This window comes from Burkholderia sp. SIMBA_051, assembly GCF_046534915.1.
In the GTDB taxonomy this organism is placed as follows: domain Bacteria; phylum Pseudomonadota; class Gammaproteobacteria; order Burkholderiales; family Burkholderiaceae; genus Burkholderia; species Burkholderia ambifaria.
Map to the genome: position 1 here is coordinate 550,261 of NZ_JAWRXS010000004.1, position 21,549 is coordinate 571,809.

General features: G+C 67.3%; 19 protein-coding genes. 11 read left to right on the plus strand and 8 right to left on the minus strand.

Going from position 1 to position 21,549, the window contains the following annotated elements:
* Positions 1 to 88: 88 nt before the first annotated feature.
* The 5 genes from SB771_RS12935 to SB771_RS12955 all read right to left on the minus strand — a co-directional run bounded on the left by SB771_RS12935 (position 89) and on the right by SB771_RS12955 (position 7,944).
* On the minus strand, positions 89 to 1,528 hold the full coding sequence (locus tag SB771_RS12935; RefSeq protein WP_175655978.1) for an efflux transporter outer membrane subunit: 1,440 nt from the start codon (positions 1,526 to 1,528) through the stop codon (positions 89 to 91).
* Positions 1,525 to 4,701, minus strand: a complete 3,177-nt coding sequence (locus SB771_RS12940; protein ID WP_175661762.1) for an efflux RND transporter permease subunit — start codon at positions 4,699 to 4,701, stop codon at positions 1,525 to 1,527. The genes SB771_RS12935 and SB771_RS12940 overlap by 4 nt, the downstream gene beginning before the upstream one ends.
* A 14-nt stretch (positions 4,702 to 4,715) precedes the next feature.
* The gene (locus SB771_RS12945) at positions 4,716 to 5,909 is read right to left on the minus strand and encodes an efflux RND transporter periplasmic adaptor subunit (RefSeq protein ID WP_175661761.1); all 1,194 of its coding nucleotides are present in this window, start codon (positions 5,907 to 5,909) and stop codon (positions 4,716 to 4,718) included.
* Between the two features lie 183 nt (positions 5,910 to 6,092).
* Complete coding sequence (locus tag SB771_RS12950; RefSeq protein WP_175661760.1) at positions 6,093 to 7,637, minus strand: amidase family protein; 1,545 nt, start codon at positions 7,635 to 7,637, stop codon at positions 6,093 to 6,095.
* Between the two features lie 97 nt (positions 7,638 to 7,734).
* On the minus strand, positions 7,735 to 7,944 hold the full coding sequence (locus tag SB771_RS12955; RefSeq protein WP_175661759.1) for a hypothetical protein: 210 nt from the start codon (positions 7,942 to 7,944) through the stop codon (positions 7,735 to 7,737).
* 467 nt (positions 7,945 to 8,411) lie between these two features.
* Between SB771_RS12955 and SB771_RS12960 the strand changes: the two genes are divergently transcribed.
* The 8 genes from SB771_RS12960 (at position 8,412) to SB771_RS12995 (ending at position 17,658) form a co-directional block, all read left to right on the plus strand.
* The gene (locus SB771_RS12960; protein WP_175661758.1) at positions 8,412 to 8,999 is read left to right on the plus strand and encodes a TetR/AcrR family transcriptional regulator; all 588 of its coding nucleotides are present in this window, start codon (positions 8,412 to 8,414) and stop codon (positions 8,997 to 8,999) included.
* Positions 9,000 to 10,221: 1,222 nt separating this feature from the next.
* Positions 10,222 to 11,247, plus strand: coding sequence for a substrate-binding domain-containing protein (locus SB771_RS12965; RefSeq protein WP_175661757.1), 1,026 nt, complete (start codon positions 10,222 to 10,224; stop codon positions 11,245 to 11,247).
* A 57-nt stretch (positions 11,248 to 11,304) separates the two neighbouring features.
* Positions 11,305 to 12,333: an ABC transporter substrate-binding protein gene (locus SB771_RS12970; protein WP_175661756.1), complete on the plus strand. Its 1,029-nt coding sequence runs from the start codon at positions 11,305 to 11,307 to the stop codon at positions 12,331 to 12,333.
* A gap of 17 nt (positions 12,334 to 12,350) precedes the next feature.
* Positions 12,351 to 13,175: an ABC transporter permease gene (locus SB771_RS12975; protein ID WP_166723376.1), complete on the plus strand. Its 825-nt coding sequence runs from the start codon at positions 12,351 to 12,353 to the stop codon at positions 13,173 to 13,175.
* Between the two features lie 10 nt (positions 13,176 to 13,185).
* A complete protein-coding gene (locus SB771_RS12980) occupies positions 13,186 to 14,082 on the plus strand; it encodes an ABC transporter permease (RefSeq protein WP_165751151.1) in 897 nt (298 codons plus the stop codon).
* A 24-nt stretch (positions 14,083 to 14,106) separates the two neighbouring features.
* The gene (locus SB771_RS12985) at positions 14,107 to 15,138 is read left to right on the plus strand and encodes an ABC transporter ATP-binding protein (protein WP_011656447.1); all 1,032 of its coding nucleotides are present in this window, start codon (positions 14,107 to 14,109) and stop codon (positions 15,136 to 15,138) included.
* 38 nt (positions 15,139 to 15,176) lie between these two features.
* Positions 15,177 to 16,001, plus strand: coding sequence for a phosphodiesterase (locus SB771_RS12990; RefSeq protein WP_175661755.1), 825 nt, complete (start codon positions 15,177 to 15,179; stop codon positions 15,999 to 16,001).
* A 457-nt stretch (positions 16,002 to 16,458) separates the two neighbouring features.
* Entirely contained in the window at positions 16,459 to 17,658 is a 1,200-nt protein-coding gene (locus SB771_RS12995; RefSeq protein WP_175661754.1) for an MFS transporter, read from the plus strand.
* A 21-nt stretch (positions 17,659 to 17,679) separates the two neighbouring features.
* On the opposite strand, the gene SB771_RS13000 is transcribed toward SB771_RS12995, so the two are convergent.
* The gene (locus tag SB771_RS13000; RefSeq protein ID WP_175661753.1) at positions 17,680 to 18,858 is read right to left on the minus strand and encodes an EamA family transporter; all 1,179 of its coding nucleotides are present in this window, start codon (positions 18,856 to 18,858) and stop codon (positions 17,680 to 17,682) included.
* 173 nt (positions 18,859 to 19,031) lie between these two features.
* Between SB771_RS13000 and SB771_RS13005 the strand changes: the two genes are divergently transcribed.
* From SB771_RS13005 to SB771_RS13015, 3 genes are all read left to right on the plus strand, one after another.
* Positions 19,032 to 19,244 carry a hypothetical protein gene (locus tag SB771_RS13005; RefSeq protein WP_175661752.1) on the plus strand — a complete coding sequence of 71 codons (213 nt, stop codon included), beginning with the start codon at positions 19,032 to 19,034 and terminating at the stop codon, positions 19,242 to 19,244.
* 110 nt (positions 19,245 to 19,354) lie between these two features.
* Positions 19,355 to 19,708 carry a type II toxin-antitoxin system RelE/ParE family toxin gene (locus tag SB771_RS13010; RefSeq protein WP_175661863.1) on the plus strand — a complete coding sequence of 118 codons (354 nt, stop codon included), beginning with the start codon at positions 19,355 to 19,357 and terminating at the stop codon, positions 19,706 to 19,708.
* Positions 19,705 to 19,986 (plus strand): helix-turn-helix domain-containing protein, encoded by a 282-nt coding sequence (locus tag SB771_RS13015; protein WP_175661751.1) that lies wholly within the window; start codon positions 19,705 to 19,707, stop codon positions 19,984 to 19,986. Before SB771_RS13010 ends, SB771_RS13015 begins: the two co-directional genes overlap by 4 nt.
* 43 nt (positions 19,987 to 20,029) lie before the next feature.
* On the opposite strand, the gene SB771_RS13020 is transcribed toward SB771_RS13015, so the two are convergent.
* Entirely contained in the window at positions 20,030 to 20,818 is a 789-nt protein-coding gene (locus tag SB771_RS13020) for a molybdopterin-dependent oxidoreductase (protein WP_175661750.1), read from the minus strand.
* Between the two features lie 29 nt (positions 20,819 to 20,847).
* A complete protein-coding gene (locus tag SB771_RS13025; RefSeq protein WP_105833796.1) occupies positions 20,848 to 21,480 on the minus strand; it encodes a cytochrome b/b6 domain-containing protein in 633 nt (210 codons plus the stop codon).
* Positions 21,481 to 21,549 lie beyond the last annotated feature (69 nt).

The window sequence follows — 21,549 nt, forward strand, 5'->3', positions numbered from 1 at the left end:
CCCATACCCGGCCCAAAGCCCGACGCCGACCCGCGCGTCCTCCCGCACGCTTTCGCGATGGCGCTGGTCACGCGGGGCGGCAACCCGCTCATCCCGCGGTCGGCGTCGACTGCCATCCACCCGCGAGCGCCCTGTACAGCGCAATCGTCGCCGCCGCGCTGCGAATCTGACCGTCGGCCATCGCATCCTGCGCCTGCAGCAGCGTGCGCTGCGCGTCGAGCACCTCGTAGTAGTCGATCGCGCCTGCCGCGAAACGCGTCTGCGCGAGCTGCGCCGCGCGCGCGCTACTCGTCGCCGCGCGTTCCAGATGCGCGGTTTCGTCACGCGTGCGCGCGGCGCGCAGCAGCGCATTCTCGGTGTCTTCCAGCGCGAGCAGGACCGTCTGTTGATACTGCGCAAGCTGCCCCGCGGCGTCGGCACGGCTCTCCGCAATACGCGCACGCACGCGGCCGACGTCGAGGAACGACCAGTCGATGCCGAGCGCGATCAGGTTCGTATCGCTGCCCGCCCGGAAGAAGCCGTAGCTGTTCGTCGCGCTGCCGAGCATGCCGGCCAGCGTCAGACGCGGGAACAGGTCGGCCGTCGCGACCCCGATCCGCGCGGTCGCCGCGTGCAGGCGAGCTTCAGCAGCCGCGACGTCGGGACGCCGGCGCAGCAGGTCGGCCGGCGTGCCCGGATCGATGTCGGCTGCGAGCAGTGGCAGCGACGCCGATGAGTCGAGCTGAGCGATCAGCGCATCCGGCGCTTGCCCCGTCAGCACCGCGAGCCTGTGTTCGTCGACGCCGATCGTCGCTTCATGCACCGCGATGCGCGAGGTCGTCGATTCGAGCTGCGCACGCGCGCGCGCCGCGTCCAGATCGGAACCGCGCCCCGCGCCGACCCGCGCGTCGACCAGCGCAAGCGTCTGCCGCTGGTTGCGGACATTCGCGCGCGCGATCCGCAGCCGCTCCTGCGCGCCGCGCAGGTCGACGTAGGTTCGCGCAACCTCGGCCGCGATCGACACGCGCACCGCGCGGATATCCGCCGCGCTGGCTGCGGTCTCCGTCTGCTGCGCCTCGATCCCGCGCCGCACGCGGCCGAACAGGTCGAGCTCCCAGCTCGCGTTGATGGCCGCGCTTGAAATCGGATTGTCGCGCGCGACGCGCGGCGCGCCGAAGGCCTGATCCTTGCTCAGCAACTGGTGGCCGATCTGCCCATTTGCGGTGATGGTCGGAAAGCGGTCGAACTTTGCATGTGCGAGCAACGCGTTCGCGGCGTCGTAACGCGCAATCGCGAATCGCAGGTCCTGGTTCGCGGTCAGCGCCTGATCGATCAGGCGGCCCAGCACGGGATCGCCGAACCCGCACCAGAACGCCACGTCGGCGTCGGCCGATGCTGCCGCGGGCTCGCGTTGCCCCAACGCCAGCTTTTCGTCGCGCGCGAAGCGCGACGCTACCGGGGTCGCCGGCCGCTCGTAGTCCGGACCGACCGCGCAAGCGGCCAAAGCAACGGTGGCGGCAATCATCGGGATACGCATCAGTACGCTCATTGGAGTTCTCCTTCGGGCGTCACCGGTTGCTCGACCCAGACGACCGATTGCGGCCCCCCAGCCAGTTTGCGGATCACGACGTAGAACACGGGCGTCAGGAACAGCCCGAACAGCGTGACGCCGAGCATCCCCGCGAACACGGTGACACCAGTGGCCGCACGCACTTCGCTGCCCGCGCCGGAGCCGATAATCAGCGGCACCGAGCCCGCGACGAACGCGACCGACGTCATCACGATCGGGCGCAGCCGCAGCTTGCACGCTTCGAGCGCAGCTTCGATCGCACCCTTGCCCTGAATTTCAAGCTCGCGCGCGAACTCGACGATCAGGATCGCGTTCTTGCACGCGAGTCCCATCAGCACAACCAGCCCGACCTGCACGAACACGTTGTTGTCGCCGCCGGACAGCCACACACCAAACAGCGCCGCGCACATGCACACCGGCACGATCAGGATCACCGCAAGCGGCAGCGTCCAGCTCTCGTACAACGCCGCCAAAACCAGGAACACGAGCATCACCGCGAGCGGGAACACGACGATCGCCGCGTTGCTCTGCGTGACCTGCTGGTAGCTGAGGTCCGTCCATTCGAGCGTAATGCCCGGCGGCAGCACGTCCTTCGCTATTTGCTGCAGCTTCGCGATCGCCTGCGCGGACGACAACACGGCCGGGTCCGCTTCGCCGATCAGGCCGGCCGCCGGATAGCCGTTGTAGCGCACGACCGGGTCAGGGCCGAAAGTCGGCGTCACGGTCACCAACGAGCCGATTGGCACCATCTCGCCGTTCGCGTTGCGCACGCGCAGGTTCGCGATGTCCTCGACGTTCTGGCGGTGCGCGGCGTCGGCCTGCACCATCACGCGATAGACGCGGCCGAACACGTTGAAGTCGTTCACGTAGACGGATCCCAGATAGACCTGCAGCGCCTCGAACAGGTTCGTCAGCGGGACGCTCTGCGCCTTCGCCTTCAGCCGGTCGACCTTCACTTCGAGCTGCGGGATGTTCGACTGATAGGTACTCACCGGATAATGCATGCCGGGCGTCTTCGCGACGGCCACCTGGAACGCGTTGACTGCGTTCTGCAGCACTCCATAGCCGAGCCCTGCGCGATCCTCCAGATAGAGCGCGTAGCCGGAGCCGTTGCCAAGGCCCTGGATCGGCGGTGGCATCAGCGCATACGCGAAACCGCCCTTGATGCCGGCAAAGCGCGCATTCAGTTCTGCGTTGATCTGCGCGGCGCTACGCTTGCGCTCGTCGAACGGCTTCAGCAGGATGTACGAGCTCGTGATGTTCGGGGTGTTGACAACCTGCAGCGCATTCATACCGGCGAACGCAGGCATCATCTCGACGCCCTCCGTCTCGTGTGCGATCTTCACCATCTGCCGCACCACCGAGTCGGTGCGCGACAGCGACGCGCCTTCCGGCAGCTTCGCGCCTGCGAACAGGTACAGCTTGTCCTGGATCGGGATGAAGCCTCCCGGCACCGTCTTGAACAGCAGCGCCGTCGCCGCGAGCAGGCCGACGTAGATGACGAACACCGTGCCGCGCCGCTGGAAGGTTCGCCCGACCACGCCGTGATAGCGGTCCGAGCTGCGCAGGAAGAACCGGTTGAAGCCCCGGAACAGAGGGCCGAACAGGCGTTCAAGCACGCGCGACAGCGCGTCCTGCGGCGCGCCGTGCGGACGCAGGAGCTTGGCGGCGAGCGCGGGCGACAGCGTCAGCGAGTTGATCGCGGAGATCACCGTCGAGATCGCGATCGTCACCGCGAACTGCTTGTAGAACTGGCCCGTAACGCCCGATAGGAACGCCATCGGCACAAATACCGCGCACAACACCAGCGAGATCGCAATGATCGGCCCCGACACCTCCTTCATCGCCTGGTGCGCGGCGTCGCGCGGGCTCAAGCCCTGCGCGATGTTGCGCTCGACGTTCTCGACCACGACGATCGCGTCGTCGACAACGATCCCGATCGCGAGCACGAGCCCGAACAGCGTCAGCGTGTTGATCGAATAGCCGAGCAGATAGAGCCACGCGAACGTGCCGACCACCGACACGGGCACCGCGACGAGCGGAATGATCGACGCGCGCCACGTCTGTAGGAACAGTATCACGACCAGCACGACCAGCACCACGGCCTCGATCAGCGTGTGCTGCACCGCGCGGATTGATTCGCGCACGAACACCGTCGGGTCCCACATCGGCTTGTAGGCCAGCCCCGGTGGAAACCGTTTCGACAGTTCGTCGAGCTTCGCATACACCGCTTTCGCGACCGCGAGCGCGTTTGCGCCGGGCGCCAGAAAGATGCCGACCGTCGCGGCGTCGGATTGATCCAGATGCGCGCGCAGCGTGTAGTCGCCGGCCCCGAGCTCGATGCGCGCAACGTCGGCCAGCTTGACGACCTGGCCGTCGGCGCCGCTCTTCAGCACGATGTCGCCGAACTCCTGGGTCGTGCGCAACCGGCCACGCACGTTGATCGACATGAGGAAATCAGTCGCCTTCGGCGACGGCTCCGCGCCGAGCTGGCCGGCCGACACCTGCACGTTCTGCTCACGCACCGCGGCGATCACGTCGCCCGCGGTCAGCCCGCGCGATGCGAGCCGGTTCGGGTCAAGCCAGATTCGCATCGCATAGTCGCCGGAGCCGTACACGCTGACGTCGCCGATACCGGGAATGCGCGACAATTCATCCTTCACATGCAGCGTCAGGTAGTTGCGCAAGTACAGCGGATCGCGGCTGCCGTCCGACGAGATCAGACCAACATACATCAGCGGCGTCGGCGACTGCTTCTGCGTGGTCACGCCATACTGGCGCACCTCATCAGGCAGGCGCGACAGCGCCTGACTCACGCGGTTCTGCACGCGCACCGCGGCCGTATCCGGATCTACGCTCGGCATGAACGTGACGACGACCTGCAGGCTGCCGTCCGACCCCGCGACCGACTTCATGTACATGATGCCTTCGACGCCGTTGATCGCTTCCTCCAGCGGCTCGGCCACCGACTCGGCGATTTCCTTCGGGTTCGCACCCGGATACGTCGCCCGCACGACGACGCTCGGCGGCACGACTTCCGGATATTCGCCAGCCGGCAGCATCGGAATCGAAATCAGGCCGATCGCGAAGATGATGATCGACAGCACGACCGCGAAGATCGGCCGGTCGATGAAGAATTTCGAGAAATCCATCGCGCCTCCGATCGTCACCGGGCGACCGCGCGTACCGCCGAATCATCGGTGGTCTGCACGGCCAGCGGCTTCGGCTTCACCGACGCGCCCGAATAAAAGATCCGCTGCATGCCCTCGACGACCACACGGTCGCCGGACTTCAGCCCGCTTTCGACGATACGCCGGCCGTCGAACTGGCGGCCGATCGTCACGTCGCGACGCAGCGCCTTGTCCCCCGGGCCGACCACGTACACGTACTTGCGATCCTGATCCGCCAGCACGGCCTTGTCATCGATTAGCAGCGCGCGATCGTCGCGGCCGCTCGTGAGCTGCACGCGCGCATACAGCCCCGGCGTGAACACATGGTCCGGATTCGCGAGTCGTGCGCGCGCGCGGATCGTCCCCGTTGCCGGGTCGAGCCGATTGTCGAGGAAATCGACGGTGCCCGCATGCGGGAAGCCGGTCTCGTTCGCGAGCCCGATGCGGACCGGGTTCGCGCCGATCGCGCGACCCCGCGGATCGATGCGCTGCGCACTGTAGCGCAGATAGCTCTGCTCGTCGCAGTCGAAATAGACATACACCGGATCCTGGGACACCAGTGTCGTCAGCAACGTCTGATCTGCGCTGGCGAGATTGCCCGTCGTCACGAGAGCGCGGCCGACACGCCCGGCGATCGGTGCACGTACTTCGGTAAAGCCGAGATTGAGCTTCACGTCCGCGACGGCCGCCTCCGCCGCACTCAGGTCCGCGCGCGCCTGCGCATCAGCCGCGCGCGTGCTGTCCAGCTCCTCCTGCGACGTCGCGCGCGACGCGATCAGCGTCTGCGCGCGCTTGTATTGCAGTTGCGCGAGGTTCACCGTAGCGCGCGCGCGTTGCAGATGCGCGTTCGCGCGATCGAGCGCGATCCGGTAGGGACGTTGATCGATCACGAAGAGCACCGCGCCCCGGACGACGCGATCGCCTTCCTTGTAGGTGACCCGCTCGAGATACCCGCTCACACGCGGCCGAAGTTCGACCGCGTCGACCGCTTCGACGCGGCCATTGAATTCGTCGGTGACGTGAACCGTGCGCGGCGCGACCGTCTCGACGCCAACTTCGGGCGCGGGCGCCGCCGCATCGTGCGCTTCCCCGTGACAACCCGCCAGCAAAGCCAGCAAGCCTGCCCACGACACGAGCCGACTTGCGGCCTGGGGTCGGCTGGCGCTTCCAATACCTGAATGGCGAACCATAGTGTTAACCAACGTCTGAATAAATTAGTTAATCTTAATATCCGGCTCTCTTCCGGATCGGCGGTGCCCGTCCTATGCGCGGCAGCCAGCCAGGACAGCTCCCATGCGCGCGTCGCCGCTCGTGTGGCGGCACGGTGCGGAGCCGATGCTCATCGTGCGAATGTGTTCTCCTCGTTCGTCGTTTCAGGGCTGCATGGTGCGTGAATCGCGATACGCCTCCGTGCCGGATTCTCTGGCAGCGCCGAGAATCCGTTCCAGCGCCAGTCCAAGTGCAAGCACGCCCCGGTCCCCGCCCGGCAACCCGGCGAACTCGATCCCGATCGGCATACCGTCGGTCGCTAGTCCGGCCGGCAGCACGACGCTCGCCATGCCGACGCAACTACCGAGCGCGACATTGCGGCCCAGCGCATCGAACGAGTCGATCATGCGTCCGCCGTCGATCGTCACTTCGGTTTCCTCACCGATCAGGGGCGCACGCACCGTGGCGACAGGAAACGCCAACGCGTGCACGCGATACGCGCGCATGCGGGAGGTAATAATCGACGCGATCTTGCCCCGTTCGAACAACGCCGCCTCATAGGCTTCGCGCGAAGGCGCACACGGCGGCAGAATCATCGAATCCATCAGGTTCTTCGTGTTCGACGCGAGCGTCGCATACAGATCGTCGAACGAGACCCCCGTTTCGTGGCGCCGGAGAAAATCGACGACGCTGCTCCTCAATTCGTAAGCGACAATCGTCCCGACGACGCTGGGCGCACGCATTACGTCGTTCATCGACGCGGCGATTTCCACGACCGATACGCCCGCTTCGCGCAGGCGCCCGAGCGCCCGCCGTGCGACCCGTTCGACTTCCGGATCGAGATCCGCCCAGAGCGCCGCCGGCAGCGCGATGCGAATCTCGTTCGCGATGCGCGGCGCGATCGGCCGCGCATCGCGTGCGGCAATCTGGTCGAACAGCACGAGATCCTCGACGGAACGGGCGAGCGGGCCGACCTGATCGAAGTTCCGGCTCAACGTCATGATGCCGTCGTCCGGATAGCGCCCACGGCTCGGGCGAAAGCCCGCGAGCCCGCAAAAGGACGCCGGCAGGCGAATCGACCCCCAGGTATCCTCGGCCACGGCGAGCGGCGCCATTCTGGCCGATACGGCCGCTGCCGAACCGCCGCTGCTGCCGCCCGGGCTGCGCGCGATATCATAAGGATTGCGAACCGCTCCGAAGGTTTCGTTGTTGCTGGTCCAGCCGAACGATAGCTCGTGCAAGTTGGTCTTGCCCATGACGATCGCTCCTTCTTCGCCGAGTAGCCCAATCACGCTGGCGTCCGCTGACGGTCGGAAGTCAGTCAGCGACCGCGTGCCGTTCGACGTCGGTAGCATGCGTGTGTTGACACTGTCCTTCACCGGAATCGGCAGGCCGTGCAGCCGGCCAAGCACGCCGCCCTGGCTGCGCTGCACGTCGGCCGCGCGTGCCGCCTGCAACACCGCATCGCGATCCAGCATGCGAAATGCATTGAGGACACTCCAACGGTCTACTTGCTCGAGGAGCGTCGTCGCATATCGTTCTGCGGTGAAATCGCCACTCTGCATCGCGGCGACGGCCTCAACCGCCCCCAGGCCAAGTAGCACGGCGTCGCGCGGCGGCACGGCTGGCGTCACCCGGAACGACGCGCCTGCGGCCGCCGAATGAGCAGCAACGGTCGTCGTGAAGCGCACTGCGCTGAGCGTATCCATCACCTTCCTCCGCCTCGACTGTTCATCAATCCGATTCCGACGCCACGCCGCCCCCGCCCGGTCAATGCGCGGCCGTCCCGGCCACGCGCCGATCGCTCTAATGCCGCACGATCGTGAACACCAGACCCGTCAGCACCAGCAGAATCAATGCGTCGCCATACAAATGCGCGACCTTCAGCAAGCCGAGCCACGGCGTTGTGTATCCCGCGAGAATCGTCGGCGGACTGTTCGCGAATAGCAGGACAAACACGAGATGCAGCGGCGCCGGCGCCAGCTCGGCGAGGGCGGTCGCAACGCCTTGCAACATCCGGGCGGCGATGAGCCAGCCCGGGCCGATGGTCGCCAGGAACAGCCCCCTCGCCCCCCATTTCGAGGACGAGCGCCGCGCCGATCACCGAACGCCGGCCGATATAATCGGACAGCGCCCCGCTACAATTCGCGCAGACAGTAGCGACAGCGCATACACGCCGAAGATCAGCGTCAACAGCATCGGCGACAAATGCCATTGCTCCTGGGAGAGCCGATAGAGGCGTCGGCACGCTCGACGCGACGAGATGGCCCACTGGCGTGATCGTGTGGGGGGCCAGTGCGGAAGCGGTCGCAGCGGACGCTGCTCCGGCGGGTACTACGGTTTGGGTGACGTTCGACATAAGGCCAGCCGACCACTAAAGCAAAGAATTTGCTTTAATATAGCGACGGTCGCGCGCAAATGCAAACATTTTGCTTTAGTGGCGTTCGTTGTTCGATGTGTTGCATGAAGGAATCGAATCGACCATGACGACGAGAAAGGGATTGCGGCCGGGTGGCCGCAGCGCGCGCGTGCAGGAAGCCGTGCATCGCGCGGTCCGTGGACTGCAGCAGGAAAACGGTCGGGATGGCCTGACCGTGCCAGCGATCGCGGCGCGCGCCGGTGTGACGCCGTCCACCATCTACCGGCGCTGGGGTGACCTGCCGCAGTTGCTTTCCGACGTGGCGGTCGAGCATCTCCTGCCCGACAGTCTGCCGCCGGACACGGGTGAGTTTCGGCAGGATATGGAGAACTGGCTTGCCCAGTATCTTGAGGAGATGTCGTCTGAAGTCGGCCGGACACTGCTGCGCGACGTGTTGAGCAGCGCCGATCCGCTCAATGCGGGGCAATGCGCGCACTGTATTGAGGAACAGTTGGACGTGATCCGCGAGCAAGCGCTGGCGCGCGGCGAAACCCCACCGACGTGCCAGACGTTGATGGATTACGTCATCGCACCGCTCGTCTACCGGATCCTGTTTGCGGCGCAGCCGCCAACGTACGAGTTTGCGCAGGCGCTCTTGGATCGAGTGCTGACAGGGATCGCCGCACCGGCTGATACACAATTTCCCGCATGACCGTCGACCTATAACTTCTGCAATGTCCTGACGGCGACATGAACCTCTTTGAAGCCCGGCCAGATGGGCTTCGCTCTGGGTTCGCCGTCGCCCTTGCGGCAGAGGAAGCCCGCCCAAGCGCAGCACGTCGTTGAGCTAGGGCTTGGCCGGCTGCTCGACCTTCAGTTTGTGCCGCACACACAAGATTTCGGATAGGTTCGTCAGCCGAGTTGCCGCCGGCTCTCATCGGCGGCAGTTTGCCCGTGACATACATCACTCGGGTTGTCAGATCAGCATCGATCGCGAGCACGCGGTCTAGTGCTCATCGGATGTCCCGCGCGACCTCACGCACATAGCTGCGCGGCGAGCCAATTGCCGTCTGCAGTTCGATTGCGTCCACAGCAATAGCATAGGGATGCGCTGCGACGAATCCAATCTGCCGCTGCGATGGGATACCGAGAAAGGTTCGGATAGTAAATGTGATGCCTGATGCGCGCTTTGCGATCGGTAAATGCCATCGTCACCAGTACAAACAGGAGATTCTGGCGATTCGTCACGGCCGCAAGCATCAGCGGCTGAGGAATTGGTGCCGGGGACCGGACTTGAACCGGCAAGCCAATTAAGGCGGCGGATTTTCGTCACACTGCTTCTTTCGAAGCCGGCCTCGTCGAAACGATGCCGTTCGTGCGCTGGACTATGCCTTCACCGTCGCGCGCGGGCGTGATCGCCGCCCGTGCGCCTTAGGCGCCCCCCGTCTAGTCTCTACACCTTCCTCGCTGCGATCTCGCCGCGAGGCTTGGCTCGGCGTTGCCTCGATGCGCGCATCAGGGGTTTCGCCGAATTTGAAGGGTTCTGCACCGACCGTTTCCAGTCGGGCACTCAATCGTTTAAGTCCGCTATGTTTACCAATTTCATCACCCCGGCAAAAGGGCGGGACGCGATTCTACCATTGCTTCGCGCATGCGTTCCCTGATTCATGCGCGGCGCATCGCGACGCGGCATGCCTGCCTGCACCATCCGCGGCCGAATTCATATCCGGACATCGACCTCGCCGCCACAGCGTCATCGATTTCGTCCCGCGCCGCAATATCCCCCGATACAATCACTGCGCCCATTCTCGGGGCGCAAAAACGTCTGATGTTTGTATCGTATTTTTTACGAAACAGATGTCTGGCGAGTCATCGCGAAGTCACAAACATTTTCGATAATCCATCGGTCGAAAACGTTTACATCGCGTAACTTCATGACCCCGACCATCAAGGATGTCGCCGCGCTCGCCGGCTTTTCGATCGCCACCGTCTCGCGCGCGATCAACGCGCCGCACACCGTCAGCCCCGCCACGCTGACGACGATCCGCACCGCCATCGACACGCTGCAGTTCCGCCCAAGCCCGCTCGGCCGGCAGTTGCGCGGCGAGCGTACGCGCCTCGTCGGCGTGGTCGTGCCGACGCTGTCGAATCCGGTGTTCGCCGACTGCCTGCAAGGCATCGACGCACTCGCGACCGCGGCCGGCTTCAAGCTGATCGTGATGACGACCGAATACGACGAGGCACGCGAGCGCCACGCGATCGAGACGCTGCGCGAGCAGCGCGTCGAAGGACTGATCCTGACCGTCGCCGACGCGGACACGCATCCGCTGCTCGACATGCTCGACCGCGACGGCCCGCACTACGTGCTGATGCACAACGACACGCAACGCCGCCCGTCGGTGTCGGTCGACAACCGCCGCGCCGCTTACGACGGCGTCCGTCTGCTGACCGCGCGCGGCCATCGGCGCGTGCTGATGCTGGCCGGCTCGCTCGCCGCGTCGGATCGCGCACGTCAGCGTCATCTCGGCTACGCGCAGGCGCTCGAGGAAGCCGGCGTCGCGACGCTGCCGCCGGTCGAAGTCGACTTCAACGCGGCCGAGCTGCCCGACGCGGTGCTCGCGCACCTCACGGCGCACGCCACGCGCCCCACCGCCCTGTTCTGCAGCAACGACCTTCTCGCGATGGTCGTGATGCGCGGCCTGCGCCGCGCGGGTTTCTCGATTCCCGACGATTTGTCGGTGCTCGGCTTCGACGGCATCGCGATCGGCGAGCTGCTCGCGCCGCCGCTCGCGAGCGTCGCGACGCCGAACCAGGACATCGGCCGTCATGCATGGCGACGCCTCGTCGAATGCATCGGCGGCGCGACGATCGAGCGCACGTCGCTGATCCTGCCGCACACGGTGCGCGACGGCGCGACGGTCGCGCCGCCGGCCGCCAATCTTCAACTACACCAAGCCTGAATGCGTGTGCCGCGCGAGCGCGCGGCGACATACCCTTACCCCGCCCGGAGACCTACCGTGTCCTTTCGCCTGACCTCGCTGCTGCGCGTGCTCGCCGCGCCCGTCGCCTGCGCCGCGCTCGTCGCGTTCGCGCCCGCCGCCCATGCCGACGAATCCGCGATCTGCTACAACTGCCCGCCCGAATGGGCCGACTGGGCCGCGCAAATCGCGGCGATCAAGCAGAAAACCGGTATCCGCGTGCCGTTCGACAACAAGAACTCGGGCCAGGCGATCGCGCAGCTGATCGCCGAACAGAAGAGCCCGGTCGCCGACGTCGTCTATCTCGGCGTGTCGTCGGCGTTCCAGGCGAAGGACAAGGGCGTGATCGCGCCGTACAAGCCCGCGCACTGGAACGACATTCCCGCGAACCTGAAGGACCCGCAAGGCTACTGGTTCGCGATCCACTCGGGCACGCTCGGCTTCTTCGTGAACAAGGACGCGCTCGACGGCAAGCCGGTGCCGCGCTCGTGGGCCGATCTGCTGAAGCCGGAATACAAGGGCATGGTCGGCTACCTCGATCCGTCGAGCGCGTTCGTCGGTTATGCGGGCGCGGTCGCCGTGAACCAGGCGCTCGGCGGCAGCCTCGACAACTTCAAGCCGGCGCTCGACTGGTTCCGCAAGCTGAAGGCGAACGCGCCGATCGTGCCGAAGCAGACCGCGTATGCGCGCGTGCTGTCCGGCGAGATTCCGATCCTGCTCGACTACGACTTCGACGCGTATCGCGCGAAGTACAAGGATCACGCGAACGTCGAGTTCGTGATCCCGCAGGAAGGCACGATCGCGGTGCCGTACGTGATGAGCCTCGTGAAGGGCGCGCCGCACGACGCGAACAGCAAGAAGGTGCTCGACTTCGTGCTGTCCGACGAAGGCCAGAAACTGTGGGCCAACGCGTATCTGCGTCCGGTGCGCGCACAGACGCTCGGCGCCGACGTCGCCGCGAAGTTCCTGCCGGCCAGCGAATACGCCCGCGCGAAACCGGTCGATTTCGGCAAGATGGCGGCCGGCCAGCAAGCGTTCGGCCTGCAATACCTGCAGGTGATGCAGTAAGCGGCCGGTACCACGCAATGCTCGATCTGACTTTCCCGCTACGCTGGCGCGTCGCACTCGTCGCGCCGGCGCTCGCGGTGTTCGCCGCGTTCTGGCTGCTGCCGATGGCGGCGCTCGTGCACGTGTCCGCCGACGGCGCGTTCTTCACGCAGTACGCGACGCTGCTCGGCAACGCACGCTACATGAAGAGCCTCGGCGAAACGGTTGCGTTGTCGGCCGGCGTCACGCTCGCGACGCTCGCGCTGTCGACGATCTCGGGCCTGCTGCTCGCGCGCCGCGAATTCGCGGGCAAGCGCGTGCTGCTCGCGCTGCTCACGTTTCCGCTCGCGTTCCCGGGCGTCGTGGTCGGCTTCATGGTGATCATGCTCGCCGGGCGGCAGGGGCTGATCGGCATGCTGTCCGCGAAGCTGACCGGCGACAAATGGGTGTTCGCGTATTCGGTTGCCGGGCTGTTCGTCGGCTACCTGTACTTCTCGATTCCGCGCGTGATCGTCACCGTGATCGCGGCCGCGTCGAAGCTCGATGCGTCGCTCGAGGAAGCCGCGCGCTCGCTCGGCGCGTCGCCGTGGCGCATCTTCGTCGACATCGTGCTGCCGGCGCTCGCACCGGGCCTGATCGCGGCCGGTGCGATCTGCTTCGCGACCGCGATGGGCGCGTTCGGCACCGCGTTTACGCTCGCCACCGACCTGAACGTGCTGCCGATGACCATCTACACCGAGTTCACGCTGAACGCGAACATCGCGACGGCGGCCGGCCTGTCGATCGTGCTCGGCATCGTCACGTGGGCCGTGCTCGCGCTCGCGCGCCGGTTCACCGGCCATACCGCCGCCGCCGCGGCCTGAGGATTCCTTCATGCAATCGCTTTCCGGTTCGTCCGCGCCGTCGCCGGCGCCCGCTCCGTCGCATGCGAACGGCGTCGCACGACGCGCGCCGCGCGTCACGGGCGCGCGCGCGATCGCCGCGCTGCAATGGAGCGTCACGCTGCTGCTGTGCGCGTTCCTGATCGTGCCCGTCGTGATGTCGGTGCTCGCGGGCCTCACCGTCAACTATTTCCGCGGGCTGTCGAGCGGCCTCACGCTGCGCTGGCTCGAACAGGTGTGGCAGCAATACCAGGGCTCGGTCGCGCTGTCGCTCGGCGTCGCGTTCGCGACGCTCGCGATCGTGCTCGCCGTCGGCGTGCCGGCCGGCTATGCGCTCGCGCGCAGCAAGAGCCGCGTCGCCCGCATGATCGAGGAAGCGCTCGTGCTGCCGGTCGCGCTGCCGGGCCTCGCGTCGGCGCTCGCGCTGCTGGTCGTGTACGGCGGCTTCACCGCCTTCCGGATGAGCCTGTGGTTCATCGTCGTCGGCCACGTCGTGTTCACACTGCCGTTCATGGTGCGCGCGGTCGCGGCCGTCGCGGCGGGTGCCGACCTGCGCACGCTCGAGGAAGGCGCGGCGAGCCTCGGCGCGTCGTTCGTCACGCGCTTCGTGACGATCGTGCTGCCGAACCTGCGCCCCGGCATCGTCGCGGGCGCGCTCGCGGTGCTCACGCTGTCGATCGGCGAATTCAACCTGACGTGGATGCTGCACACGCCCGACACGAAGACACTGCCCGTCGGACTCGCCGATACCTATGCGTCGCTGCGTCTCGAAGTCGGCAGCGCCTACACGATCGTGTTCCTGCTGATGACGCTGCCGCTCCTCGTCGCGATGCAGTGGCTCGGCGTCGATCCGTCCGGCACGCGCGCGCTCAAGCGCCGCCCGCGCTGACCCTGTGCTGACTTTACCGATCTCATGAAACTCGATTCCACGCCCATCACCCTGACCCGCTGCGCGAAGACGTTCCGCGGCACGCGCGTGCTCGAACCGCTCGACCTGTCGATCGGCGCGGGCGAGACGCTCGTGCTGCTCGGCCCGTCGGGCTGCGGCAAGACGACGACGCTGCGCCTGATCGCCGGCCTCGACACGCCGGACGCCGGCGGCACGATCGCATTCGGCGGCGACGACGTGACCGCGCTCCCGATCGAGCGCCGCCAGGTCGGCATGGTGTTCCAGAACTACGCGCTGTTTCCGAACCTGACGGTGCGCGGCAACGTCGGCTATGGACTGAAGATCCGCAAGACCGAGCCGCGCGCGCTGCGCGAACGCGTCGACGAATTGCTCGCGATGATGCGGCTCGACGCGCACGCGGACAAACCGGTCGATCAGCTGTCGGGCGGCCAGCGCCAGCGTGTCGCGCTGGCGCGCGCGCTCGCGGTGCGCCCGCGCGTGCTGCTGCTCGACGAACCGCTGACCGCGCTCGACGCGAAGCTGCGCGACGTGCTGCGCCGCGAGATGAATGCGCTGTTGCGCGAGCTCGGCGTGACGACCGTGTACGTGACGCACGACCAGGCCGAGGCGATGGAGCTCGGGGACCGGATCGTCGTGATGGGCGCGGGCCGCATCGAGCAGATCGGCACGCCGCGCGACATCTACTACCGGCCGGCGAACCGCACGGTCGCGCAGTTCATCGGCACGCTGAACCGCCTTGCGGGACAATGGCGTGATGGCGCGCTCGTGACGACGGGTGGCGCGATCGTCACGCCGCACGCCGCCGACGAGTGGTTCTTCCGCCCGGAAGACGCGCAGCTCGCCGATCCCGCGCATGCGCCGCTGCGCGGTGCGATCGGCGCGTGCGCGTTCCTCGGCGAGCGCACGCGGCTCACGATCGAGCAGGCGGCGCCCGACGCGCTCGTGATCGACGTGCCGGGCCGCATCGAGCTCGCACGCGGCACGGCGGTCGGCATCGCGATCGCGGCGGAAGGCCTGATCGCGCTCGCCGCATGACAGCGCCCCACGATAACCCGACATTCCGAGGAACGACGATGCTGCTTGCTCAAATCAGCGATCTTCACATCAAGCGTCCGGGCCAGCTCGCGTACCGGCGCGTCGACACGGCCGCCGCGCTCGCGCGCTGCATCGCGAAGCTGAACGCGCTGGTGCCGCGCCCCGACGCGGTGCTCGTCACGGGCGACCTGACCGATTTCGGCCACGACGACGAATACCGCCATCTGCGCGACCTGCTCGCGCCGCTCGAGATTCCGTATTACCTGATGGTCGGCAATCACGACGATCGCGCGGGGCTGCGCCGCGCGTTCGCCGATCGCCCGGAATTGCAGGACGGCGAGTTCGTGCAATACGCGCTCGACGTCGGCGCGGTGCGCGTGCTCGCGCTCGACTCGCAGGTGCCCGGCGCGAGCCACGGCGACCTGTGCGACGCGCGGCTCGCGTGGCTCGCCGCTCAGCTCGACGCCGCGCGCGACCGGCCGGTGATCGTCGCGCTGCATCATCCGCCGTTCGTGTCCGGAATCCAGCACATGGACGCGCTGCGCCTCGCGCCCGCCGCCGCCGCTAAGCTCGATGCGCTGCTGCGCGGCTATCCGAACGTCGAACGCGTGCTGTGCGGCCACGTGCACCGGACGATGTTCACGCGCTTCGGCGGCACGCTCGCGTCCGCCGTGCCGGCGCCCGCGCACCAGGTTGCGTTCGACCTGCGCGCGGACGGGCCGTCGGCGTTCCGGCTCGAACCGCCCGCGTTCGCGGTGCACGTCCATACGCCGGAGACGGGGATGATGTCCCATCACGTGTACGTGGACGAAGGCGACGGGCCTTATCCGTTCTATGAACCGAGCGGGGAACTGGTCGACTGACGATGTGCATCATCGATGCTCGAGCGAATGACGGGCGGCGGCCCGTCGGCGCTCGTTGCGGCCGAGCGGCGCCGGTAGCGGCCGGTCGAGCGCCGATCACCGGCCACTTGATCGCTTGATCGCTTGATCGCTTGATCGCTTGGTCGCTTGGTCGCTTGGTCGCTTGGTCGCTTGGTCGCTTGGTCGCTTGGTCGCTTGGTCGCTTGGTCGCTTGGCTGCTTGGCTGCTTGGCCGCTTGGTCGCTTGGTCGCTTGGTCGCTTGGTCGCTTGGTCGCTTGGCCGCTTGGCCGCTTGGCCGCTTGGCCGCTTGGCCGCTTGGCCGCTTGGCCGCGTGGCCGCCCTCCCGGCATGATTCCCGGTGCTCCGGTATGATCGGCACGCTCGATCGGCGCCCGGCCGCCCGCGCAGCCGACGCCGCGCCGCGCGCCACGCCGTCCCACTCCGACCCGTTGCCGCCATGTCCGCCGCCTCCACCGACCGTCCGACCGACGCCGCCTCGCCCCACTACTCGCGCAGCCTGCTGTTGCTGCTCGCGACGATCGCGGGCGTGTCGGTCGCGAACATCTACTACAACCAGCCGCTGCTAGACAGCTTCCGCTCGGCGTTTCCCGACAGCGCGTCGTGGATCGGCGCGGTGCCGACCGCGACCCAGCTCGGCTATGCGGCCGGCATGTTCCTGCTCGCGCCGCTCGGCGACCGTTTCGATCGCCGCGGGCTGATCCTGCTGCAGATCGCGGGCCTGTCGATCGCGCTGATCGTGGCCGCGGCCGCGCCGTCGCTGGCGGTGCTCGCCGCGGCGAGCCTCGCGATCGGGGTGCTTGCGACGATCGCGCAGCAGGCCGTGCCGTTCGCGGCCGAGATCGCGCCGCCCGCCGAGCGCGGGCATGCGGTCGGCACCGTGATGAGCGGCCTGCTGCTGGGCATCCTGCTGGCGCGCACGGCGGCCGGCTTCGTCGCCGAATATTTCGGCTGGCGGGCGGTATTCGGTGCGTCGGTCGCGGCGCTCGCCGCGCTGGCCGCGGTGATCGTGCTGCGGCTGCCGCGCAGTTCGCCGACGTCGACGCTGTCGTACGGCAAGCTGCTCGGCTCGATGTGGCATCTGGCGGTCGAACTGCGGGGGCTGCGCGACGCGTCGCTGACGGGCGCCGCGCTGTTCGCCGCGTTCAGCGCGTTCTGGCCGGTGCTCACGCTGCTGCTGGCCGGCGCGCCGTTCCATCTCGGCCCGCAGGCCGCCGGGCTGTTCGGGATCGTCGGCGCGGCCGGTGCGCTGGCCGCGCCTTACGCGGGCCGTTTCGCCGACAAGCGCGGCCCGCGCGCGATCATCTCGCTCGCGATCGCGCTGCTCGCGGCGTCGTTCGTGATTTTTGCGCTGTCGGGGACGAGCCTCGTCGGGCTCGTGATCGGCGTGATCGTGCTGGATGTCGGCGTGCAGGCCGCGCAGATCTCGAACCAGTCGCGCATCTACGCGCTGAAGCCCGACGCGCGCAGCCGCGTGAACACCGTGTACATGGTGTGCTACTTCATCGGCGGCGCGCTCGGCTCGTCGGTCGGCGTCGCCGCGTGGCATGCATTCGGCTGGATCGGCATGTGCGCGGCCGGCCTGCTGTTTACCGCGCTCGCCGCCTGGTTCCACCATCGCGGCGCGCAGCGCGCCTGACCTCCGCCGCGCGCAGCGGCGTCACGCGCGGGCGCGCGACTCGGCCGGTTCGTCGGCGGGTGGCGGCGTGAACGCCTGTGCTGGGTCCATGACAGCGGCCGGGTCCACGACAGCGGCCGGGGTCGGCACCGCAAGCGGTATCGCGGAAGGCGTGAGGATCGGCGCCGAATCCGGCACCGCGGCCTGATCCGGTGCAGGTACCGGTGCAGGCGCCGCCGCCGAGCCGGTCGCCACGGCCGGCGAAACGTCGACCGCCGCGCGCGCCGCGGGACGGCGCGCGGGGTCGAACAGGAACGACAGCCCGACGCTGCCGAGAATCGCGACCGTCGCGATCACGGTCGCCATCGTCACGGGCTCGCCGAGCATCAGCGCGCCGAGCGCGACCGCGACGATCGGGTTCACGTACATGCAGCTGCTCGCGATGATCGGGCTCGTGTGGCGAATCAGGTAGCCGTACGCGACGTACGCCGCCATCGTGCAGAACACCATCAGGTACAGGAACGCGAACACCGGCGCCGCCGCGACCTGCTCGATGCGCTCGCCGAGCAGCCACGCGGCCAGCGTGGACATCAGCCCGCCGAGACCGATCTGCAGCGACGTCGACAGGAACAGGTCCGACGGCAGCTTGAGCCGCGTCGACAGATGCGCGCCGCCCGCCCAGAACAGCGCGCCGGCCAGCACGCAGATCGTGCCGAGCGCCGAGTTCGCGGCAGCCGCGCCGCCCGAATTCAGCACGACGATGCCGACCATCCCGAGCGCGACGGCCGACCACTCGCCCTTCGTCACCGGGCGCCCGGCGACCGCCGCGATCACGGTCGCGAACAGCGGCACCGTGGCGACCATCACCGCGGCCGAGCCGCTGCTGACCGTGCGCATCCCGAGCGCAATCGTGCCGGACGACAGCGCGACCAGCATCGTGCCGACGATCGCCGAGTTGCGGATTTCCAGCAGCGTCGGCCATTCGGGCTTGCGCCGCAGCGCGAAGATGAACAGGCCGATCCCGCCGAGCAGGTTGCGCAGCCCCGACAGCAGCAGCGGCGGGAACGACTGCAGCGCGAAATGCAGGCCGCTGTAGGTCGAACCCCAGACGAAATAGATGAATACCAGCGCCAGTGCGACACGGCCGCCGCGGCTTTGCGGCAGGCGGATCCGGAACGGCAGGCGGCCGAGGAAATCGAGGAGGCGGTCGAGCGGTGTCATCGGTCAGCCTGCCTGCACGACGTGCCGCGCGCTGCGCTGAAAGACGCCGGAGAAACCGGCAAACGGCCCTGACGGGACCGGGAAGGCGCAGACAAACGTGCGGAACGACATGGCGGTGCGAACGGCGACGAATAAGAACCGGCGAGCGGCGGCAGAGGGTCACGAAAACGTGCGTGAACGGCTTCGTCCACGCAATGCTCGGCATTATGGCATCACGGATTCGAAAGCATCGTCAGACCCGTCTGAAAGGATATCGACTGACGTTTCGGCGCGACATTTACGGGCCGCCGCTCACGGTGGATCCGGGGCCGGATACGCGCTGCACGGGCGTCGCGAGCACCGCACTCGAACCCTTCCCCCGCGTCACGTTCGATACCTCGGCCTGATGGCCAGTCATGCGCTGCAGGTGTCGCTTCGCGCTTATCGTGACGATCGGCCTGCCGGTCCGGCCGCCGACGTTCCGTTCATTCGATTCGCACACCACCCATACAAAATTTTGTATAATCCAACCATTCTTCCGCCGAAGCCGGTTGTCTTCGTCGGCGGCGCCCTTGACGCGCCTCGCGGCTTTCCACTGCCCGCGCGCCGCGAAGCCGGCCACCAGATCGACCAGGTGCAGCGCGGTCTGGCGCCCGACGACTGGAAGCCGATGCGCACCGTCGGCCCCGGCGTGCGGGAAATTCGCCTGCGCGATGCGAGCGGCGCATTCCGGATCATCTACGTCGCGACATTCGCCGACGCGATCTACGTGCTGCACTGCTTCCGCAAGCAATCGGCGCGCACCTGCAAGGCCGATATCGAACTGGCCACCCGGCGCTATCGCGCGCTGACGATCGAGAGGAAACGATGAGCAACGAACGCTATACGAATGTCTGGGATGCAATCGAGGGCCAGCCGGCCGAGGCCGAGAACATGAAGCTGCGCTCCGAACTGATGATCGCGCTCAAGCAGCGCATCGCACAGCTGGAACTCAGCCAGGCGCAGGCCGCGAAACAACTGGGCGTCACGCAGCCGCGCGTGTCCGACCTGCTGCGCGGCAAGATCAACCTGTTCGGGCTCGACGCGCTCGTGAACATGGCGTCGGCCATCGGCCTGCGCGTCGATCTGCAGGTGCGCGAATCCGCGTAACGCATCGGCAAGCACGGCCGCCGGCGCGGGTCCACCCCGCCGCTCACGATCCGCCGAACCAGTTGTACCCCTGGTCGACCCAGTAGCCGCCCGGGAACGTATCGGTCACGAAGATTTCCATGATGTGCTTCGGATTCTTGTAGCCGAGCTTGGTCGGCATCCGCAGCTTCATCGGAAAGCCGAATTCCGGCGGCAGGCGCTGGCCGTCGTAGTCGAATGTGAGCAGCGTCTGCGGATGCAGCGCGGTCGGCATGTCGATGCTTTCGTAGTAATCGTCCGCGCATTTGAAGCCGACGTATTTCGCGTGCGTATCGGCGCCCGCGCGCGCCAGAAACGCGCCGAACGGCGTGCCGCCCCAGCGCCCGATCGCGCTCCACCCTTCCACGCAGATGTGCCGCGTGATCTGCTCCGCGTGCGGCAGCGCATACAGCTCGTCGAGCGTCCACACGCGCTTGCCCGTCACGCGGCCCGACAGCATCAGCCGGTACGTCGCCGCGTCGACGTGCGGCACGTCGTCGATGCCGTAGTACGCGTTGAACGGGAACGGCCGCGTAATGTCGGCTTCGGTATAGGTCGGCGCGAGCCGCTCGCCGCTGAAGATCCACGCCTGCACGCGATCGTTCAGCCGCGATACCCGCTCGAGAAACGTGTTGACCGACGCGTCGTCGTGCAGCGAACAGCCGGTCAACATCGTCAGGCCGCCGAGCGTCAGGATGCGGCGGTTGAAAAGCCGCCGCGACGGCATGTCGAGCGTGCGGCGTACGTCGAGTTCGAGCGACTTGCGGTCGAGCGTCCAGCGCGAACCGTCGCGCGTGCTTTCGGATTCCGACATGATGATCCCCTTTGCCCGCACGGTGCGGGTCAACGTCCGCGCAGCATCGCGAGCAGCGAGCGCGGCACGCGCAACGCCATCGCGACGTGCACGACGACGAATGCGACCAGCAGCGACATCGCCCAGAAATGCACGACGCGCGCCATGTCGTAGCCGCCGAACAGCTCGCGCAGCAGCGGAAACTGCACGGACTTCCAGATGGTGAGCCCCGACAGCACCAGCACGACGAGGTCGACGATCGCGGTCAGGTACGCGGTGCGCTGCACCGCGTTGTAGACGCCGAGGTCGTCATGCGACAGCCGTCCGCGCAGTGCGGCACGCAGGTCGCGCCAGACGGACGCGGGCGTGACCGGCAGCAGCATGCGCGCGAAGCGCCCGGTCGTGATCGACATCGCGAGGTAGAACAATCCGTTGGCGACGAGCAGCCACATCGCCGCGAAATGCCATTGCAGCGCCCCGCCCAGCCAGCCGCCGAGCGTGATGCCGTGAGGAAACGTGAACGGCGGATAGATCGGCGACGCGTCGTAGATGCGCCAGCCGGACAACACCATCAGGATGGCCGCGAGCGCGTTGAGCCAGTGGCTCACGCGCACCCACACCGGATGGATCGGGCGCGCGGGCGGTGACGCCGCGTCGCGACCTGTGGCGGGAACGGTTTGCATGATGAAACCTCCGGAGATGCGGGAATGATGCAAACGCACGCATACGGCGCGGCGGGCGATGCAATGCAC

Bases quoted from the DNA above. Each gene is read 5' to 3' on its own strand.
- SB771_RS12935 (WP_175655978.1), bottom strand. From the start codon at position 1,528: ATGAGCGTACTGATGCGTATCCCGATGATTGCCGCCACCGTTGCTTTG.
- SB771_RS12980 (WP_165751151.1), top strand. From the start codon at position 13,186: ATGCAATCGCTTTCCGGTTCGTCCGCGCCGTCGCCGGCGCCCGCTCCG.
- SB771_RS13025 (WP_105833796.1), bottom strand. From the start codon at position 21,480: ATGCAAACCGTTCCCGCCACAGGTCGCGACGCGGCGTCACCGCCCGCG.
- SB771_RS13015 (WP_175661751.1), top strand. From the start codon at position 19,705: ATGAGCAACGAACGCTATACGAATGTCTGGGATGCAATCGAGGGCCAG.
- SB771_RS12965 (WP_175661757.1), top strand. From the start codon at position 10,222: ATGACCCCGACCATCAAGGATGTCGCCGCGCTCGCCGGCTTTTCGATC.
- SB771_RS12975 (WP_166723376.1), top strand. From the start codon at position 12,351: ATGCTCGATCTGACTTTCCCGCTACGCTGGCGCGTCGCACTCGTCGCG.
- SB771_RS13020 (WP_175661750.1), bottom strand. From the start codon at position 20,818: ATGTCGGAATCCGAAAGCACGCGCGACGGTTCGCGCTGGACGCTCGAC.
- SB771_RS12960 (WP_175661758.1), top strand. From the start codon at position 8,412: ATGACGACGAGAAAGGGATTGCGGCCGGGTGGCCGCAGCGCGCGCGTG.
- SB771_RS12995 (WP_175661754.1), top strand. From the start codon at position 16,459: ATGTCCGCCGCCTCCACCGACCGTCCGACCGACGCCGCCTCGCCCCAC.
- SB771_RS12945 (WP_175661761.1), bottom strand. From the start codon at position 5,909: ATGGTTCGCCATTCAGGTATTGGAAGCGCCAGCCGACCCCAGGCCGCA.
- SB771_RS12955 (WP_175661759.1), bottom strand. From the start codon at position 7,944: ATGTTGCAAGGCGTTGCGACCGCCCTCGCCGAGCTGGCGCCGGCGCCG.
- SB771_RS12950 (WP_175661760.1), bottom strand. From the start codon at position 7,637: ATGGATACGCTCAGCGCAGTGCGCTTCACGACGACCGTTGCTGCTCAT.
- SB771_RS12985 (WP_011656447.1), top strand. From the start codon at position 14,107: ATGAAACTCGATTCCACGCCCATCACCCTGACCCGCTGCGCGAAGACG.
- SB771_RS13000 (WP_175661753.1), bottom strand. From the start codon at position 18,858: ATGACACCGCTCGACCGCCTCCTCGATTTCCTCGGCCGCCTGCCGTTC.
- SB771_RS12990 (WP_175661755.1), top strand. From the start codon at position 15,177: ATGCTGCTTGCTCAAATCAGCGATCTTCACATCAAGCGTCCGGGCCAG.
- SB771_RS12940 (WP_175661762.1), bottom strand. From the start codon at position 4,701: ATGGATTTCTCGAAATTCTTCATCGACCGGCCGATCTTCGCGGTCGTG.